Source organism: Flavobacterium sp. 9AF (assembly GCF_902506265.1).
Lineage (GTDB): Bacteria > Bacteroidota > Bacteroidia > Flavobacteriales > Flavobacteriaceae > Flavobacterium.
The window spans coordinates 762,231-782,527 of the sequence record NZ_LR733556.1; the positions used below are offsets into that span (position 1 = coordinate 762,231).

The window sequence follows — 20,297 nt, forward strand, 5'->3', positions numbered from 1 at the left end:
AAATTCATGATTTTTAAAGACATTGTAAATAGAGATATCGTTAATTTACAAAATTGCGAAGATGAACCTATTCATATTCCTGGATTAATTCAATCACATGGTTTTCTAATTGCTATTGATGCAACAACACATATAATTACAGTTTGTAGTGAGAATATTAATACTTTTATAGATCTTACCTACGAAAAATTATTAGGAAAAAAAATCAATCAGATTTTTAATGCCGAATTTATAGATGAATTATTTCTGAATAATGAAGAATTACCTAATCAAGCCAAGGTTTTTAATTTTGTAATAAATGAAAAATTATTCTCAATATGTACTCATTTAAGTGGTAACGAAATCATAATTGAAGGTGAACCTACTGAAAACCAATTCAACGAAAGTAACATTTTATACAATTCTTCAAAACAATTGCTCAGCTACATAGAAGACAGTTTTACTCTAAAAGAATTAGCTAATTCAGTAGCTATAGCAATAAAAAAGATAACCCATTATGATCGCGTAATGATTTACAGATTTGATGAAAACTATAATGGTGAGGTTATCGCAGAAAGCAAAGAAGGGTTTTTAGAATCTTTTTTAGGATTGCATTATCCACATACAGATATTCCTGTACAAGCAAGAGAATTATATATTAAAAATCATTTAAGAATAATAGGAGACGTAAACTATACCCCTATTCCACTATACACTTATACTGATAGTAATTTACATACGTTAGATTTAAGTTTATCTGTTTTAAGAAGCGTTTCTCCTATTCATATCGAATATTTACATAACATAGGTGTAGGTGCTACACTTACAATTTCATTATTACATAAAGGAAAATTGTGGGGTTTAATTACTTGCCATCATTATTCTGCAAAATATTTAAGTCAAGAAATAAGAAACACAGTTAAACTTCATGGTCATTTCATCACTTCTCAAATAGATGTAAGATTACTTAATGAAGAGTATGAAATTGCAAGAAAAACAAATAAAGCAGTTGAAAAATTAGTTAATAAAGAATTATCCTTACAAAGAAATTCTATTGAGCTTCTTTTTAAAGATGAAGCAGTTATTAATTTGTGCAATAGTATAGGTGTTTCTGCTATTATAGGAAAAGAGGTATATAGATTAGGAAAAACTCCTAGTATAGAAGACATTAAACGATTGAGTAGTTTTCTATGCCATTACAGTAACAATGGAAGCTTAACCACCCAATCGCTCGCAAGAATTTCATCGGATATCTCAGTAATTGCAAACGAATTTCCTGGAATAAACTATCATTCCTTAGGTAATGACCAAGACTGTATAATATGGTATCGATTGCAAACTATTACAGATATTTATTGGGCTGGCGATCCTAGCAAATCAATTGAGAAAGATAAAAATGGCCTATCTCCTAGAAAATCTTTTGAAAAATTTACAGAAAGTGTAAAAGATAGTAGTAAAGTTTGGCTAAAATCTGAAATAACAGCTTCTCAAAATTTTGTAAATTTCTTCGTTATGCACTTACGAGCTATCTTGTTAAATGAAGAAAAAGAAAACCAGCGAAAGCTGAGTGAAATATTAAAAGAAACTAATGCCGAATTAGAAAATATTAATTGGATTAGCACACATGACTTACAAGAGCCTCTTAGAAAAATAAGGATGATGGCATCAATGTTAGTAGGTGACGAAAAAGAAAACTTGCCAGAAAATGTCCAACAAAAAATCATTAAAATGCAAAATTCTGCAGAAAGAATGCAGACCTTGATTAGTGACATTTTAAAATATACTAAAACTACCGCACAAAATTCAGATTTTGAAGATGTCAATTTAAATGTACTTTTAAACGAATTAAATAGCGAATTAAAAGATACTTTAGAAGAAAACACAGCTACTTTGGATATAACTAGTTTACCAACAATAAAAGGTATTAACTTTTTACTTAAACAGTTATTTTCTAATATTATATACAATTCCTTAAAATTTAAATCCAATAAAAGAATACCTCACATTTCTATAAGAGAGTCATTTGAAAAAGATAGTATCTTAAATTCTGGAAATTATTATAAAATTGAAATTGAAGACAATGGTATAGGAATTGACAATCAATACAGTCAAAAAATATTTAAAATATTTTCTCGTTTAAATGATAAAAATGAATTTTCAGGTTCTGGAATTGGTTTAGCTCTATGCAAAAAAATAATGACAAAACACCAAGGAATTATATCAGCCGATGGTAAAATAGACTATGGAGTGACAATAAAGATATATTTTCCAAAAACTAATTAAATAGTAACCAATTTTGAAGTGCAAGAAATGCGTCTTTAGCACCTAAAATCATTTCTTCTTTATCTATAATAAATGTGGTATTATTTAAATGACTCTTAAATGATAACCACATAGTATGTGTATTGTCTTCATAGGAATTAAAATAGGACAACAACTTTTTATCTGATAAATTCAGTTGTTTCATTATCATTTTAGAGATTATTTGACCGCCCAGTGTTGAGCCTTCAGTAACATATAGTACACCTAAAGCATAGGAAACATTGGTTATTTTATTAGAGAAATCATTTTTTTGAAAATTATGTTTTACGCCTAAAAGACATAAATCATTTTCCAAATGCTGCATGTGTCTCCTTTTCTTTATATCTGGAATTATATTTTCATTAATTTGATCTTGTAATTTTTCTTCGACCGATACATAAAAAGTATATAATTTTAATAATAAATTACCATATCCTTCTTTATTAGTCAAACTTTTAAGATCTCTCAATAAAACTTTCTCTACATTATNAAAGATTTGCCAATTATGAAACAAATAATAAAAGAAGTTATCCAAGTTTACAATCAAAAAAGACCTCACTACTCTAATCATATGTTAACTCCAAATCAAATGCATCAACAATCTAATCTAAAAATGAGAACTTATAAAAGAAAAAACACTTGCAAGAACGTTCTTGCAAGTGTTTAATTTAATTATTTTTGTCTAATAAATCTGTATCGATTTTTTAGGACTAGTCAACAATAAAAAAACGAGGCTGTCCAAAAGTAATGATTTTGGTCAATCTGAACTTCTTTCAGATTCTAAATTAAACCAATAATCAATATTTTAAGATTCTGAAATCGAAGATTCAACAAAGTTAAATAAATTCAGAATAACATCTTTTTAGACTTTTTAGACAGCCTCATTCTTTTTGAAACTATATAAGACTATTCAAAATGTAAACCAATTTGACCATCATCTTCTAAGTCTGTTTTTATATCTTCAGAAAGTGATTCTTCATCAGTTACTTCCATCTTTTCTGGTTCAGGTTCTATTGGTTCTTCAAACGGTAAAGGTTCTAATAAATTAATTTGTTTGATTTTATCAGTGGTTAGTTGGTTACCCAACGCTTTAATCCCTTTTACTGCAATAAATTCTTCTAAATTAATTTGAAGATTCTCTTTCTGAATACCTTTTACTTTCGCAAAAACAACCTCAGCCATGGGTTTCCAATCAGTTGAAACAATTTCTAATTGTGATTTATCATGTTCAGAAATAAAAATCTCTTCTTTATTCTCATTTTCAATCACAAATCGTTTTACATAATAGCGTTCTTTTTCACCATCATAATAAATTGCAGAAATAGGTTTACTTGGTTTCCATTTTTCCAACACAATCATATCTTCCTCAAAATGTGTAGTTAATTCTGGAATAATCGTTTTCACTTTACCCGATTGATTGATGATTAATAAACGATCATTGGGTTTAAATTCGCCCAATAATTCACCTCTTCCATCTACATTTAAACGTTGCACGGTATCGTCGAACCAAATTTTTCTAGGACGAAGGGTTGAAATTCCTTTTTCTTTTAATTCAATTTTTTTGATTGGATATTTAGAAACATTATTTCCTTTTGAACCTCTACCTTTAATTAAAATTTCAGAGAAATCTAAATCCCATTTCAGTTTTTTAATACTTCCCACCTGACGTAAAAGTATGGTTACTACTTCTGCTTCCCCATTTGGATTGTGTGAGAAATATAAAATTTGTGAACCTGGTTTTTCTTGGGTAACATGATATTCTTTATCACGAGTTACTCCAGAAACATTAAATCTTTTTATAAAGGTAGCACCATTCTTTCCATCTCTATAAATTACATTATAAATGGTTCGTTTGTCATTTTTATCAAAAACAGCTATATGAATGATGTCTTTACCAATGAATTTCTTGTCATCCACTTTAGTAATTACCATGCGACCATCTCTAAGGAAAACAATCACATCGTCTATATCGGAACAATCGGCAACATATTCGTCTTTTTTCAATCCAGTTCCAAGGAATCCTTCTTCTCTATTGACAAATAATTTGGTGTTTCTTAAGACTACTTTGGTCGCTTCTATCGTATCAAAACTTCTTAATTCGGTTTGTCTTTCACGACCTTTACCATATTTATCTTTTAATTTGGTAAAGAAAGCAATCGTAAAATCAATAATATGTTCCAAATCGTGTTTTACTTGTTCCATTTCAGCTTCCAACTTAGCAATGGCTTCGTCTGCTTTATCTGAATCGAAACGTGTAATACGAATCATTGGAATTTGCGTTAATTTTTGTAAATCCTCATCATGAATATCTCGTACAAAATCTTTCTTAAACGGTTCGAAACGCTTATACAAGTATTCATATAATGATTCTCTATCACCATACAATTTAAAATCGATGTACATTTCTTCACGAATAAAAATTTTCTCTAAGGTTGAAAAATGCCATTTATTTTCCAATTCATCCAATTGGATTTCCAACTCTCTTTTCAACAAATCTACCGTTCTTTGTGTTGAAATTTTCAGCATATCTGAAACTCCAATAAACAACGGTTTGTTATTTTCAATCACACACCCTAAAGGTGCTACAGAAGTTTCGCAAGCGGTAAACGCATATAAGGCATCGATGGTTTTATCTGGAGAAACACCCGCTGGAAGATGAATTAAAATTTCAACTTCAGCAGCTGTATTGTCTTCAATTTTTTTAATCTTAATTTTTCCTTTTTCATTGGCTTTCAAAATACTATCAATTAAGGTTGAAGTATTCGTAGAAAAAGGAATTTGAGAAATGACTAAAGTGGTTTTGTCTAACTGACTGATTTTAGCACGAACTCTCACACGACCACCACGCATTCCATCGTTATAATTAGAAACATCGGCAATACCAGCTGTAGGAAAATCGGGATACAAGGTAAACGGTTTTCCTTTTAATATTTTAATCGAAGCATCGATTAATTCGTTAAAATTGTGAGGCAATACTTTGGTGGACAAACCTACCGCAATACCTTCTGCTCCTTGTGCTAAAAGCAATGGGAATTTTACAGGCAAATTAATAGGTTCTGCTCTACGACCGTCATAGGAAAGTCCCCATTCAGTGATTTTAGGAGAATATAAAATATCATGACCTAACTTAGAAATTCGCGCTTCAATATAACGAGAAGCCGCAGCACTATCACCCGTAAGAATGTTTCCCCAGTTTCCTTGCATATCAATCAACAAGTCTTTCTGACCAATTTGCACCATGGCATCGCCAATACTCGCATCACCGTGCGGATGATACTGCATGGTATGTCCAACAATGTTCGCTACTTTATTATAACGACCATCGTCTAACTCTTTCATGGAATGCATAATTCTGCGTTGTACAGGTTTAAAACCGTCTTCAATAGCAGGAACAGCACGCTCTAAAATTACATAAGAAGCGTAATCTAAAAACCAATCCTTGTACATACCCGTTACTTTCGTAATGGTATCTTCTGGATTTTCGTTGTTTTCGTAGAAATGATGCCCTGATGTTTTGATGTCATCAAAGCCTTCCATTTCATGAGATTCGTTTCCTAATTCGTTTTGCTCGTCTGGGTTTACGTTTTCTTCTTCGTCTTTCATTTATGCTGAATTTGTATCAGTATTTATTCATTAAAAATTTAATGGTTCATTATAAAAAACATCTAAACTTTCAACGAATTTTTTTTCTGCTTTAACAATGGCTTCTCTTCTAAGTTCAAGTATTAATTCTTCAGATATTTCACTTCCATCATTATGTTTTACCATTTCAGATGTAATAAATAATTTATCATTTTCTTTATTTAATAATGATTTATAATTTTTTTGTCTCTTTCGATTACCTAAAAGCTTAAAATTCATATTTCCATTATTAAACTTAAACTCCTTGATTATAGGTATTATATTCTCAGAAGGATTATCTTTTTGTGGTATTGAAAACAAATTACCAAACTCAAAACTCTCAAAATCTTCAACATTAATCTTATCCAAAGAAACTTTATTAATTCCCTTAGAATGATTAATCATAAATATTGCTAATGATTTTGCTCTTACACTTCCCATATATATCTTCAAAGGAAATTCTCCAGTCGAAAAACTATTATTTTCATTATCATTAAAAATAGGATCAACTCTTTCATCTAAAATAAATTGATTGAATTTTTCAAAAGCTTTTCTTTGATTACTTAAAGAATATATAGTAAAATAATTTGAATATGAAGTAATCCAAAACCATCTTTTCAATGATAATATTTGGTTTTCTGTCGGATTATTGTCATCAAGTGAGTTAAAGAAAATAGTTAAAAATATCAATTGAGCATTATATGGAATCAGTTTACTATTAAGTACTAATAAATCTTCAAATAGAAACTTAACTGCTCTTTTTATACTTGCAAGAGTTCTTTTTGTCACATCTATAAAATCCTCTCTTTTAACTAATTCCTCAATTTTATAATCAAAATATATTCTACCATAAGAGCTTTGAATACTTTGAAAAATGATATCTCTCTTTAATCTTTCAAAATTATAAATTTTTAGTTCCTCTAAAAGCTTATCAATCTCTGTTCCTAATCGAAAATCTCCTTTGTTTGTCAAAGCAGAAGCTATCCAATCTTTTGATATAAGCATCCCTTTTGCATTAACTCTCCAAAAAATTTCAACAGCTTCTTCAATATTTGCATAGTTGATATCTACCGATGCAATTTGATAATTTGTAAAAACTTGTCCAATTTCATCAGCTCTATCATAATATTTTTCAATTTTATTTTCATCAATTATGCTTTCAAAATTTTTCCTAGCATACTGTCTAAAATCTATAGAATTCATAAATACATATACTGGTACTTGATAAGCTTGATTATTAGAACTCGATCTCAGATAGGTAAACTGTTCTTCTTCTAAATCATAAAAAAGATTAAAATTGCGATACCACTCAATTTTATCAATCTCTAAATTATCTTTGTTGAATTTTTCAGGATTAGTCAAACAACCAAATAATGAAGATAGTCTTTGAAAACCATCTAAAATGTAGATAGGATCTTTTTCATTTCTATTTTTAATTCTATAAGGTCCAACTCTAGATTCTTCAATCCAACTTGAAGCATTTTCTAAAGGTTTCCAAAATAAAATTGACCCAATTGGATAATTATTTTTTATACTATCAAACAATTGTTTTATATCATCTTGAGTCCATAAAAAATCTCTTTGAAAAGATGGTATTTGAAACACCCCTTGTTCAAACTCTTCAAGATAGTTTTTTAATGAACGAACTCTTGTATCGATTTTTAACTTTGAACTCATACTAATTTATATATTTTATCAATAATTTCATCAAATTCCTTTGATTTTGCTCGATTTAACATGCTCGATTTATTAACTCTAGTTGATTTATAAAATAATTCAGAAAATGAATTTTTAAAATCTGGAAATTTAAATCCTCCATCTAAAATTGCATAATCTCTTTCAGGAATATTATACAAATTTAAAATTGAACTCAAAATCGGTTTTTTATTACCATGTTCATCATATTCTTTTGGAAAACCATTTTTAAAATTTAAATAATCCTTTTGTTCATCATTTAAATTTAAATAAACATTTATCCAATCTAAAAGACTTTTTTGCGCATGTTTTCCTTTGTATGAATCTCTTAAATCTTCAAAAACTTCATCAGGTATATAATTTTCCATCATTCTCTTTTCTAATATATGATATTTTTGATCATCTAAACCTATTGACTCTAGAAAAGAAATAAGATTCTTATATTGTTGTTTTTGGGGTTGTAATAAAAATTCCTTGTCACTGTCTAAAATAACTAAACATCTATAATATTTATAAGGATCCCTATTATTTCTACTTGCTAGGTCTTCAAAAGATTTTAATTCACCTTCAATAAAATTTTTAACATTTGAACAACCTCCAGCATTTTCAAATTTAATCCAACCATTCTCAACATGCTCAGTTAAAACTTTTCTCGATTCAATATGATTAAAAATAGCTTTAATAAAATAAGCATCATTTTTATTGTTTTCTAAAATGATTGAAACAGGTTGATTAAAAAACCTAATTGATTCTTCTATATTAAAACTATTTGAACTCTTATTATTTGATATTATGTAATCTCTATTCTTCTTACTAGAATTTGTTAAAATAAATTCATTAAATTGATTTTCAATAAATTCATCAAAATTTGAATCTATTCCTTTTAATTTTATATAGTTATTAGTTTTTTTTATTTCATCTAAATCAATAAAAACATTATATCTTGATATTTGCTTTGGATACCAAGATAATATCTGAAAAATATAGCTTAGTCCTTTGATATCAGAATCTTCAAAAATATCCTTACTTATTTCTATCCACATTTTTTAAATCATTAATTTGGGCTTTATATATTGCTTTGGTTTCTATATTAGTTTCTCCAAATATACCATTTGGCCACCAATCAACACCTCCACCTTCATCAACAACTATCTCTGAAATTATACTTTCATTATTATCTTCATTAAAATCTACATAATAAATACCTAAATCACTAGGTTTAAAATGTCCTTCCGCTACAATTCTTCTTAATCTTAAAACAAAATTTTGCGAATGTGTTTCTATTAAATATTTTTTATTTTTATCTTCTTTAATTGATTGTGCTATTAATTGTGCTAATTGAGAATGTGCGTAAGGGTGTAAATGTGATTCCGGTTCTTCTATAATTATTAAAGTTTCCTTATCACATTTTTTAAATGCTCTTGTTATCAAAGGTAATGACTGAGCGATACCCATTCCAGTTTCTGTTAAGTCAATTTCTAATTTCCCTTTTCTTAATTCAATATGATATGGCTCGCTATCAACATCTATATATAAACCCCAACCTTCAAATTTTTCTGAAATCCAATCAGATATTTTATTAAAAAAAACTTTATCTGTTGTTAAATAATCTCTTATCAAAAAATCATATAAAAATTTTCCATCAATACTTGATTTTTCATTAATTGGATTTAGCCTATAATCTAATTTTGCTTTTTCTCTAATGGCTCCAATAAAATCAGTATTTAAGAAAAAAGGTTGACTATAAATTGTACCACTTGAATCACTTTTTTCTTTATAAAAGTAATTTGACAAATAAATACCATCAAATGAACACAAGTATTCCGTATCATCTATCTCATTAAAAAAAGAATTATCATTTTGTCTTTGAAAATTTATTAATTCTTTAGAATCATCATTTTTAGGTTGTTCTTTTAAAATCCAACTTTCTAGAATTGGAATATTTCTACTTACATCAACAGCTACTTTTACATTTAAAGATTGAATCTTTTCTTCTTCAGAATTCTCTTGAAAAACTTCAAGTTCTAAAGCTCTACCAAATTTCCCATAAATTAAATCTTTAAATTCAATCCCAGATACAACACCGTCATTTTCTAAAGAAAATACATAATCATTTTTTCCATTTAAGGCTCCTTCAATTAAAGTCATTAACTTCAACACTGCACTTTTTCCAGTATTATTTTTACCAATTAAAATAGTAATTGGTTTTAACTCCAAAGTTTGTTTTTCCTTAAAAAGCTTATAATTTTTAAACGATATTTTATTTATCACTTTTTCTTTATTTATTTAGCCTACAAATTTAACTAATATAATCTTTAATTATTTCTCAAGACGCATTTTGCAAACCCAAAAACTCTAGAATATAAGGATCTTTGATAATATCCTTTGGTTTTTCAATAATCTGACCTTCTTCTGAAAGTTTCAAAATACCTTCTTTGTCTCTACTTAGACTCAATCTTGTATATAACGCAGTGTCATACTGTCTTCTTAATTCTCTAACACTCCATTTATTTTTTATGGATTCGATTTCGTAAAATTTTCTTTCCTTTTCATCGTCAATAGATAAAAGAAAAACATAATGAGACCATGTTAAAATGAAACTTACTGCAAACTTATAATCGCTATTGATCAAATTAGAATTACTAGACACTGTCTCGGATTTTGATACAGAATTTTCAGAAATACTAGACGCTGTCTCGTAATTTGAATATATCAAAAACAACTTTCTCATATTCTGTAAATTATCTACTGAAAACCCTTTCCCAAACTCTTTTTTTAATTGCTCAGAAAGTCCTTTTAACAGTTGTTTTCCATATTCGGCTCTCTCTTTACCTTTTTGTTCTTCTTCTACAATGATTCTTCCTATTTCAAAATAAGTGTAAACCATAGTTGAGTTTACAGTACGCAAAACTTGTTGTCTTGCATTTTGTAACAAATCAACTACTTGCTGGAATAATTCTCTATTTTGAAGTGTATTTTTCATTATTCCTTTTCAATCACATCCAATTCCACTTTCAAATTATTGATAATAAAATCTTGTCGGTCTGGTGTGTTTTTCCCCATATAAAACTCTAGTAAAGTCTCAATAGAAGTCGCTTTATCCAACATAACAGGATCTAGACGAATGTCGTCTCCAATAAAATGTTTGAACTCGTCGGGTGAAATTTCTCCCAATCCTTTGAATCGGGTAATCTCTGGTTTTGGTTTTAATTTCTCAATTGCATTGACCCTTTCTTCATCTGTATAACAATAAATCGTTTCTTTTTTGTTACGCACACGGAATAATGGCGTTTGTAAAATATACAAATGACCGTCTTTTATTAATTCGGGAAAGAATTGTAAAAAGAAGGTAATTAATAACAAGCGAATGTGCATTCCATCGACATCGGCATCGGTTGCAATAACAATATTGTTATAACGCAAATCACCCATATCTTCTTCAATGTTTAAAGCGGCTTGCAACAAATTGAATTCTTCGTTTTCGTAAACAATTTTTTTGGTCATTCCATACGAATTCAACGGTTTTCCACGCAAACTAAAAACCGCTTGTGTGTTCACATCTCTCGATTTCGTAATTGATCCAGAAGCCGAATCTCCCTCCGTAATAAAAAGCGTACTTTCTAAACTTCTTGGATTTTTAGCATCGGTTAAATGCACACGACAATCCCTTAGTTTTTTATTGTGTAAACTGGCTTTTTTAGCTCTGTCTTTGGCTAACTTACGAATACCTGAAAGTTCTTTTCTTTCGCGTTCTGCTTGTAAAATCTTACGCAACAAAGCATCTGCTGTTTCCGGATTTTTATGTAGGAAATTATCTAGTTTCGTTTTTACAAAATCATTAACAAACGTACGTACTGTAGGGCCTTTTGGTCCCACATCGGTAGAACCTAATTTGGTTTTGGTTTGCGATTCAAAAACCGGTTCTTCCACTTTTACTGAAATGGCAGAAACAATGGATTTTCGGATATCGGAAGCTTCAAAATTTTTATTGTAAAATTCCTTAATCGTCTTTACAATCGCTTCACGAAAAGCACCTAAATGTGTTCCTCCTTGCGTCGTATTTTGACCGTTTACAAACGAATGATACTCTTCAGAATATTGCGATTTACTATGCGTAAGTGCGATTTCAATATCATTGCCTTCCAGATGAATAATTGGATACACCATATCTTCTTCAGCAATGTTTTCGTCTAGCAAATCTTTTAAACCATGTTCTGATACAAATTTCTCACCATTGTAATAAATCGTTAAACCACGATTTAAATAACAATAGTTTTTAAGCATTTTAATGATGTATTCATTACGATACTTATAGTTTTTAAAAATGGTTTCATCGGCAACAAATGAAACTTTAGTTCCTTTGCGTTTTGTTGTCTCAACTACTTCTTCTTCAGTCGTTAGATTACCAGCTGAAAATTCTGCTGCTTTTTGCTGGTTATCACGTACCGATTCCACTCTAAAATAGTTCGACAAGGCATTTACCGCTTTGGTACCCACACCATTTAAACCAACCGATTTTTTAAAAGCTTTGGAATCGTATTTACCTCCAGTATTCATTTTAGAAACTACATCCACCACTTTTCCTAAAGGAATACCACGACCATAATCGCGCACGGTCACTAATTTATCTTTTATGGTTACTTCAATGGTTTTCCCTGCACCCATAACAAATTCATCGATACAGTTGTCGATAACTTCTTTGAGTAAAATATAAATTCCGTCGTCTGGTGAGGATCCGTCTCCCAATTTTCCAATGTACATACCTGGACGCATACGGATATGCTCTTTCCAGTCGAGTGAACGAATATTGTCTTCGGTATATTGATTTTGCTCTAGCATAAACAGATTTTGGATTTTGTGCAATATACTATTTCTCTTTAAAAAATGAAAGTCTGTATTTTATAAGTTATTGACAAAAGGGTTAAGAGGTTTTTTGTTGTTGGTTGTTGGTTGTGAGTTTGAGTTGAAAGAAGATAAATTTAAACATTTTTTTCCTAAAATAATCCATGTCCAAGTTATTTAATCAATCTCCAATTTATATCCTACGCCATGAATATTGAGCAATTTAATTGATGTATCTTCTTTTAATTTTATTCGTAGTTTAGAAATATAGGTATCCAAACTTCTTCCTACAAAAACCCCATGATCTTCCCATACTTTTTTAGTTAATTCTTCTCTTTTGATAATTTGATTGGGTTGAGCCATAAAAATAGTCAACAACTCACATTCTTTTTTAGAGAGACTTATTTCTGTAGTTTCTTTAATCAGTTTGTTTTGTTCAGGATAAAATTTATATTGTCCAATGATTGTATAATTTTCATCCTCTTCAACAGGAACAACTTTAGCTTTGCGTTTGAAATATACAAGTAGAATAATTCCAAAAACTCCGAAAAAGAAACTAAACAAAAAACTAACATAAGAATGATTGTGATTTGTTTTTTCGATTTTTTTTGCAAATCGAACGTTTATATGATAACACCCTTTTTTTAATTGTCTTCCACCGCAAGGAATAATGCTTTTTTCTATATTTTGCTCCATTTGGTAACTATAAGCTACTTCTCTATCTTTACATTGAAGTACTTCAACTAAATAGTTTTTTGGCAAATTGGCTTTTAAAAAACTATTCTTAATTAAGGCTACCAAACTATCAGGTTGTATCGTTACTTGTTTTTCAAATGATAATTGGTATTCAAAATTATCTAATTTAATTACGGGTTTTATCACAGAGATTGAATCCTGATTACTTAATAATAAGCGATGTCCTACATCACGTAAAGCCACTTTTACCAATGTAGAAGTAACTTCTTTAGACTCCTTTGTACAAGAAATCAAACAGAAAAACAGGCCACAAATGAGTATCCTTTTTAATATATTAGTACTAATGCTATTCATAATTATTTGTAAATAACATACAAATTCTTGACATTTTACATGAATTGACACTTTTTTGACATTTTTTTGACATTTTTGGTCTCATTGCATTTTAGTTTTACAGTGTCGATCAACTTATTACAAATTTGATTGATTCCTTTTTAATCACTCTTAAAAAATAAAAAAAATGAAAACATTATTATCTTGCTGCTTCTTATTGGTATTGTTGAGCTGTAAAACAAATGAAACCAAAACAGAAGTAGCTTTAGTAACAGTTCCTAGTAAAGAAGTAAAATCTCAAAAAGATTCGGTATTTAATTTGGGTCCAAAACCAACTTCAAATCCATATGAAGTGAAATTAGACATTCATCAAAAAAGTGATGCAATTTATGATTTAGAAATTCAAATGCTACTTTACAATAATGCGTATTATGCTTCTTCCAATACTAAAAAAGATTTTAAGGGTAAATTTACTTTTTCTGTAGATGAAACTCCATCCTTTACACTAAAAAACAATCTTATAGAAACACCTCTTCTAATTCAAGAAAATAATTCAGAGTCAAAGGATCCTAGTTTATCCGATTGGATTCGTGTAAACACCTATTATAAACAACAGTTAGAAGTAAACACTACAGTAGATTTTATAGTAAGAGGTTTTATTCAATTTACTATTGAACCACGATGTACTTTAGAAAAAATCCCTGTTATTATAAAATCAGAAAAGGGTATGGTCAAATTTGAAATTGATAGGTGCTAAAATAAAAGTACAGAAACTAGATTATTCATAATGATAGAAGATACCTTTATCTAAAACCGTCCAAAGTGCTGCTTTTTGATTACCTGATTTTAATGCTTGATTGGCCCAAGTATTACAAGTGTAAAACAAATTGTAACTTCCTTTGGCTTCGTAAAAAACATCATGTTTACCGTATGAATGTGTTCCTATGCGTTGTATTTTTTGACCAGCATCTAAGGCGAAACTATTTTCAATATAGGCAATTAATTGTTGATAATCATTTTCACTAATAAATATTTTTTTACAGTTTTCATTTTCCTTTAACTCTTTATAAAACGTAAGATGCATTGCAGAGGAACTCATTCCTGTTACGGCTTTTATAGCTGTTGACGTTTTTAAATCGGCCCAAGTAGGTGTGTCTAAATAAAAACCTTTATCTCCCCAACCGAAAGCTAATAAGTTTCTCGTACTATCTTGTGCTTTGGTATGTAAATAAGAAATAGATGTGGACCAATCTTTAATTTCGTTTTTCAAAGGCAAAACAATATCGGTGTGCACGCCATTAGAAAGAATATAAACTGGAACCTTTTTTTGGGTTTCTAAATTATTGTCATTAACCGAAATGATAGAAGTAAAGAAAATAACTACACTATAAACCAATAAAAAAGCTATAAACCCTAAAATAGTTTTTAGCAGAATTTTGAAAATTTTTTTTAATGTTTTCATTCTTTTACTCTTTTATAATTTGTATTATAACCAAAATTCTTTACTTTAAAAAGCTGCTTAAATTCTGATCTTGAAGGACTAATTATGTAAATACTAGAGTCTAACATTTTAGATTTTACTTTAGTAATAGAATCCATTTTCTTTAAATCAACATCTGAATACAATTGTTTTACAGTTAGTCTATCTTTATCAAAAGTGAATAATTTAACTGTCCAATAAATCGAATCTTTATTGCTGACAACTAAATTCCCATTTATTTGCTTTGCTTTTTGAGAACTCGAAAATCTAAATATAGTATCTATTTTTTTATTAAAAATTTCAATAGAATCTCTTAATTTTCTATATGAAAATTCAAAACTACCATCTTTTGCTATTATTTTATCAACTGTCAAGTCATATTCCATTTTTAGAGAATCTAAATCGGTATTTGGAATTTTATTTCTCCATATATATTCACTACAAATTAAATCTTTCTTAAAATTTAAATAGGTAGAATCAGCATTCATATATAATCCTAGAAATTTATTAGGAAAAGATTTTAATTCAGAATCGTTTATTGGTTGAGTTTTTTGAAAATAAAAAGTATTTCCAGCTAATTCAAGTTCAGCAGCAGACTCTTTACAAGACGCAATTAATAAAAGTAAAACTATATATTTTCTCATAAAATGGGTTAAATTTCTTAATCAAAAGTAAATAAAAAAACCGTAAAATTTCTTTCACGGTTTCATCTATTTTATATTACATTTATCTTTTCCCTTCTGTAATTACACATTAAACCTAAAATGCATAACATCACCATCTTTCACGATGTATTCTTTCCCTTCTACTCTTAATTTTCCAGCTTCTTTTACTTTTGCTTCCGAACCGTAATTAGAATAATCATCAAATGATATTACCTCAGCTCTAATAAAACCTTTTTCAAAGTCGGTATGAATAACTCCAGCTGCTTTAGGAGCTGTGTCTCCTACTTTTATAGTCCAAGCTCTTACCTCTTTCACACCTGCTGTAAAATAGGTTTGTAGATTTAATAATTTATAAGCGGCACGAATTAAAACTGCCGAACCAGGTTCAGTTAATCCCATATCTTGCAAGAACATTTGACGTTCTTCATAACTTTCTAATTCAGTAATATCGGCTTCAGCACCTACAGAAAGTACAATTACCTCAGCATTTTCATCTTTTACTAATTCTCTAACTTGCTCCACATATTTGTTTCCAGATACAGCAGAAGCTTCATCCACATTACATACGTATAAAACAGGTTTTAAAGTAATCAACTGAAATTCCTCCATTAGTTCTGCTTCATCTTGATTTTGTGCTACTACAGTTCGAGCCGATTTACCTTGCAATAAGGTTTCTCTAATACGATCCAATAAAGCTTTTTCAGCTTGTGCTTCTTTATTACCGGTTTTTGCAGCACGATTGGTTTTTTCTAATCTTTTTTCAACCGTCTCTAAATCTTTTAATTGTAATTCAATATCAATTGTTTCTTTATCACGAATAGGATTTACATTTCCGTCTACATGCACAATATTATCATTATCAAAACAACGCAATACATGAATAATCGCATTACATTCTCTAATATTTCCTAAGAATTGATTGCCTAATCCTTCTCCTTTACTTGCTCCTTTTACTAAACCAGCAATATCTACAATATCCACAGTTGCCATTTGTACACGCTCTGGTTTCACTAATTCTTCTAAACGAACAATTCTCGGATCAGGTACATTTACTACACCAATATTTGGTTCAATAGTACAAAATGGGAAGTTTGCACTTTGTGCTTTAGCATTTGACAAACAATTAAATAACGTGGATTTCCCAACATTTGGTAAGCCTACAATTCCTGCTTTCATAGTATATTTTTTATAACTAATTCATTTTAAAGTTTGCAAATATACTTTAAAAGTTACAAAGTCTCAACCTTGCAGTTATTTTAGTGATTTATTATATGAATTACAAGTTAAAATTATATTATTTTTAACCTATATTTACAATTACTAACAAACAAACAGATTTTTATGAAAAAACTAACATTATTACTAATGTTTACAGGATTTCAATTGCTTTTTTCTCAAAAAGAAATCACAGGAACTGTAATAGATGAATTAGGAGAGCCTATTATTGGTGTGAATGTAATTGAAAAAAACACCTCAAATGGAGTTGTTACCGATTTTAATGGAAAGTACAAAATTACTGTAAACGAAAATGCTTTACTCATTTTTAGTTACATTGGTTTCAAATCTACTGAAAGAACGACAGAAACTAACGTAATTAATGTAACGTTAATGGAAGGGCAACAACTCCAAGAAGTTCAGATTGTAGGTTCTAGAAGTCCAAAAAGAACAATTACAGAATCGGCTGTAGCAATTGATGTCATAGACATTAAAGAAGTAACTACTCAGAGTGGAAAAATAGAAATCAATCAATTACTACAATATGTTGCACCCTCTTTTAATGCCAATAAACAATCGGGCTCAGATGGAGCTGATCATGTGGATCCTGCTACCTTAAGAGGTTTAGGCCCAGACCAAACATTAGTATTAATTAATGGTAAAAGAAGACATCAATCCTCTTTAATTAATCTATTTGGAACACGAGGTAGAGGAAACACAGGTACAGATTTGAATGCCATCCCTGTAAACACAATCAAAAGGATAGAGATTTTAAGAGATGGTGCTTCTGCCCAATATGGCTCAGATGCCATTGCAGGTGTTATTAATATTGTTTTAAAAGACAATAATGAAGGTATTTCTGGAAACATTACATATGGTGCATACAACACAAATGCTAAAGGTGATTTTTTAGAAGGCACCCCAAATACAGATGGCTATCGATTAGATCAAAATGGAAATGGGAATTCTTATGGTAAAAATCAAAAATTTGATGGCGGTTCCTTAAAAATTGCTACAAATTATGGGGTTAAACTTGGCGAAGATGGTTTTGCTAATTTTACTTTAGAATATTTAAACAAAAACAAAACTCTGCGTCCTGGCTATGATTTTAGAAAAGGTTTTGGGGAAGCAGAAATTAATGGATTTAATTTTTTCGGGAACATAGGCACTAAATTATCAGCTAAAACAGAATTATACATTTTTGGAGGGAGAAATTATAGAAATACAGATGCTTATGCTTTCACTAGAAATGATGGAGAAAGAGTGGTAGAAAGCATTTATCCTGGTGGATATACCCCAAGAATTACTTCAGTTATATTTGATTCATCTATTGCAACTGGAATTAGAACAAAAACAGATAATGGCTGGAATATTGACATCAGTAATACTTTTGGTAAAAATCTTTTTCATTATACTATAAAAGGGACTCTAAATGCATCTTTAGAAGAAGCTTCTCCTACCGAATTTGATGCTGGTGGTCATAGTCTAAGTCAAAACACCATGAATTTTGATTTTTCAAAGAATTTCAACACAATATTAGAAGGATTAAATTTTGCCTTTGGAGCCGAATACAGAACAGAACAATTTAGCATTTTTGCTGGTGAAGAAGCTTCCTATGCAACTTATGATATAAATGGGCAAGTTGTAACCGATCCAGCCAATCAAACGATTCCCGTTGACCCAATATCTGGCAATCCGAGACCCGGTGGCTCGCAAGGTTTTCCAGGATATAGTTTAGCCAATGAATTAACAAAAAACAGAAGCAATATTTCATTATATACTGATACAGAACTAGATATTACAAATTCTTTGTTAGTAAGTGGTGCATTGCGTTTTGAGAATTACAGTGATTTTGGTTCAACAACCAATGGCAAATTAGCCACACGCATAAAAATTACAGATAAAATAAATTTAAGAGGCTCAATAAGCTCAGGTTTTAGAGCACCTTCTTTAGCACAAATTTACTATAATTTAAGATTTACCAATTTTAATTCGTCTGGTGCAACTGAAGTACTATTATCTCCTAACAATAGTCCAGTTACAAGAGCGTTTGGTATAGAAAAATTAAATCAAGAAAAGGCTGTAAACAGCTCCATTGGAATAACTGCTTCATTCGGAGATTTCACAACAACTCTGGATGGTTATTTCATAAAAGTAAAAGATCGTATCATTTTAACGGGATACTTTGATGCTTCTGCATTAAACATAGGGGTTTCTGAAGCGCAATTTTTTGCCAATGGTGTAAATACAAAAACAAATGGTTTAGATGTAGTTATTGCATGGAAAAAAAACATAGACCATTCTTCATTTGCCGCAACTCTTGTTGGAAATATCAATGACATGAAAATTGACAAAGTTCACAATGGTACTTTAGATGAAGGAACATTTTTTGGTAAAAGAGAAAAAGCTTTTCTATTGGCTTCAGCACCATCTAGTAAATTTGGTTTAAACCTAAATTATAAAAGAAATAAATTTGATGGAGGGTTAAATTTTACTCGATTTAGCAAGGTAGTATTAGTAGATTATTCTGAAGCAGATGACGTATATGATGCTAAAATTGTAACAGATATTACTTTGGGTTACCAATTTTCCAAAAACTTAAAGCTATCTGTAGGAAGCAATAACTTATTAAATATTTATCCTGACAAGCAAGATGAAATTGGTGACACAGAAGCAGGAGGTTATTGGGATTCGGTTCAAATGGGATTTAATGGAGCTTATTATTATGCAAGATTAGGTTTCGATTTTTAAAAGAAATGGCTGTCAAAAGACAGCCATTTCTTTTAACATCAAATTACATAAACTAAAAATTATATAATAAGCTCTAAAAATGTTGTAACAAGTTTGCACACTATTGATAATACATTTGTACTATAACTTTTAAAAAATAAAAATCATGAAAAATGTATTATTAACATCGGTATTTTTATTAGCCACATTATCTATATCGGCTCAAAATAAAAATGTACAAAAAGAAACAGAAATTGTTACGACAACTATTAAAGATTCTAAAGGAGAAAAGAAAATTGTTAAAACGGTAGAAACAAAAGAAGTTCAAAATGTTGAACTTGAAATGTCTGAACAAAAAGGAATAAACATTCCAATGAAAGAAGAAGCAAAAGTAAATGTTACAACCACTACAAAACTAAATGTAGATGGAGAAACTAAATTTATTGATGTTGACCGATCTGCTTACTATAATTCTAATGGTCACAAATATCAAATTGTTCAAAAAGGAAATGGTTATTCTTTGCTAAACAATTCAAACAAAGAGACAGGTGTTTTAAGAAAAACTTCAAATAGCAATTATATTTTCAGAAGTAAAGATAAAGTCTCATTTGGCTATTTTGACAATGAAGGAAATCTAGTTTTAGAAACTTTTGATTATAAAAAAGACAAAATCACTATGGAAAAGTATGTTGTAGAAAGATAATCTATTTGTTCTAAAATACAGCAATAAAAAAGCTAAC

General features: G+C 29.5%; 16 protein-coding genes. 5 read left to right on the top strand and 11 right to left on the bottom strand.

What is annotated here, in order from left to right:
• Positions 1 to 6 precede the first annotated feature (6 nt).
• Positions 7 to 2,262 (top strand): ATP-binding protein, encoded by a 2,256-nt coding sequence (locus tag HALO113_RS03545; protein ID WP_159777709.1) that lies wholly within the window; start codon positions 7 to 9, stop codon positions 2,260 to 2,262.
• On the opposite strand, the gene HALO113_RS03550 is transcribed toward HALO113_RS03545, so the two are convergent.
• Entirely contained in the window at positions 2,255 to 2,749 is a 495-nt protein-coding gene (locus tag HALO113_RS03550; RefSeq protein WP_370519374.1) for a biliverdin-producing heme oxygenase, read from the bottom strand. The two genes, HALO113_RS03545 and HALO113_RS03550, sit on opposite strands and share 8 nt — an antisense overlap.
• A 27-nt stretch (positions 2,750 to 2,776) precedes the next feature.
• Here HALO113_RS03550 and HALO113_RS03555 point away from each other — a divergent pair, with 27 nt between their 5' ends.
• Positions 2,777 to 2,947 carry a hypothetical protein gene (locus HALO113_RS03555; protein ID WP_370519375.1) on the top strand — a complete coding sequence of 57 codons (171 nt, stop codon included), beginning with the start codon at positions 2,777 to 2,779 and terminating at the stop codon, positions 2,945 to 2,947.
• A 239-nt stretch (positions 2,948 to 3,186) separates the two neighbouring features.
• Here the strand turns inward: HALO113_RS03555 and HALO113_RS03560 are convergent, their stop codons facing one another.
• The 7 genes from HALO113_RS03560 to HALO113_RS03590 all read right to left on the bottom strand — a co-directional run bounded on the left by HALO113_RS03560 (position 3,187) and on the right by HALO113_RS03590 (position 13,488).
• The gene (locus HALO113_RS03560; protein WP_159777711.1) at positions 3,187 to 5,883 is read right to left on the bottom strand and encodes a DNA gyrase/topoisomerase IV subunit A; all 2,697 of its coding nucleotides are present in this window, start codon (positions 5,881 to 5,883) and stop codon (positions 3,187 to 3,189) included.
• A gap of 30 nt (positions 5,884 to 5,913) precedes the next feature.
• A complete protein-coding gene (locus HALO113_RS03565) occupies positions 5,914 to 7,578 on the bottom strand; it encodes a DUF262 domain-containing protein (protein WP_159777712.1) in 1,665 nt (554 codons plus the stop codon).
• Positions 7,575 to 8,639 carry a hypothetical protein gene (locus HALO113_RS03570; protein WP_159777713.1) on the bottom strand — a complete coding sequence of 355 codons (1,065 nt, stop codon included), beginning with the start codon at positions 8,637 to 8,639 and terminating at the stop codon, positions 7,575 to 7,577. Before HALO113_RS03570 ends, HALO113_RS03565 begins: the two co-directional genes overlap by 4 nt.
• On the bottom strand, positions 8,620 to 9,867 hold the full coding sequence (locus HALO113_RS03575) for a DUF3696 domain-containing protein (protein ID WP_159777714.1): 1,248 nt from the start codon (positions 9,865 to 9,867) through the stop codon (positions 8,620 to 8,622). Before HALO113_RS03575 ends, HALO113_RS03570 begins: the two co-directional genes overlap by 20 nt.
• 55 nt (positions 9,868 to 9,922) lie before the next feature.
• A complete protein-coding gene (locus HALO113_RS03580) occupies positions 9,923 to 10,579 on the bottom strand; it encodes a DUF1016 N-terminal domain-containing protein (RefSeq protein ID WP_159777715.1) in 657 nt (218 codons plus the stop codon).
• Entirely contained in the window at positions 10,579 to 12,435 is a 1,857-nt protein-coding gene (locus HALO113_RS03585; RefSeq protein ID WP_159777716.1) for a DNA topoisomerase IV subunit B, read from the bottom strand. Before HALO113_RS03585 ends, HALO113_RS03580 begins: the two co-directional genes overlap by 1 nt.
• 180 nt (positions 12,436 to 12,615) lie before the next feature.
• Positions 12,616 to 13,488 carry a winged helix-turn-helix domain-containing protein gene (locus tag HALO113_RS03590; RefSeq protein ID WP_159777717.1) on the bottom strand — a complete coding sequence of 291 codons (873 nt, stop codon included), beginning with the start codon at positions 13,486 to 13,488 and terminating at the stop codon, positions 12,616 to 12,618.
• Between the two features lie 166 nt (positions 13,489 to 13,654).
• Here HALO113_RS03590 and HALO113_RS03595 point away from each other — a divergent pair, with 166 nt between their 5' ends.
• Positions 13,655 to 14,224 carry a hypothetical protein gene (locus HALO113_RS03595; protein WP_159777718.1) on the top strand — a complete coding sequence of 190 codons (570 nt, stop codon included), beginning with the start codon at positions 13,655 to 13,657 and terminating at the stop codon, positions 14,222 to 14,224.
• Between the two features lie 21 nt (positions 14,225 to 14,245).
• On the opposite strand, the gene HALO113_RS03600 is transcribed toward HALO113_RS03595, so the two are convergent.
• The 3 genes from HALO113_RS03600 to ychF all read right to left on the bottom strand — a co-directional run bounded on the left by HALO113_RS03600 (position 14,246) and on the right by ychF (position 16,788).
• Positions 14,246 to 14,929, bottom strand: a complete 684-nt coding sequence (locus HALO113_RS03600) for a TIGR02117 family protein (protein WP_159777719.1) — start codon at positions 14,927 to 14,929, stop codon at positions 14,246 to 14,248.
• Positions 14,926 to 15,591: a hypothetical protein gene (locus HALO113_RS03605; RefSeq protein WP_159777720.1), complete on the bottom strand. Its 666-nt coding sequence runs from the start codon at positions 15,589 to 15,591 to the stop codon at positions 14,926 to 14,928. Before HALO113_RS03605 ends, HALO113_RS03600 begins: the two co-directional genes overlap by 4 nt.
• 102 nt (positions 15,592 to 15,693) lie before the next feature.
• Entirely contained in the window at positions 15,694 to 16,788 is a 1,095-nt protein-coding gene (gene ychF / locus HALO113_RS03610) for a redox-regulated ATPase YchF (protein WP_159777721.1), read from the bottom strand.
• A 165-nt stretch (positions 16,789 to 16,953) separates the two neighbouring features.
• On the opposite strand from ychF, the gene HALO113_RS03615 reads away from it, so the two are divergent.
• Positions 16,954 to 19,578, top strand: a complete 2,625-nt coding sequence (locus HALO113_RS03615) for a TonB-dependent receptor (RefSeq protein WP_159777722.1) — start codon at positions 16,954 to 16,956, stop codon at positions 19,576 to 19,578.
• A 145-nt stretch (positions 19,579 to 19,723) separates the two neighbouring features.
• Positions 19,724 to 20,260 carry a hypothetical protein gene (locus tag HALO113_RS03620; RefSeq protein WP_159777723.1) on the top strand — a complete coding sequence of 179 codons (537 nt, stop codon included), beginning with the start codon at positions 19,724 to 19,726 and terminating at the stop codon, positions 20,258 to 20,260.
• Positions 20,261 to 20,297: the final 37 nt, after the last annotated feature.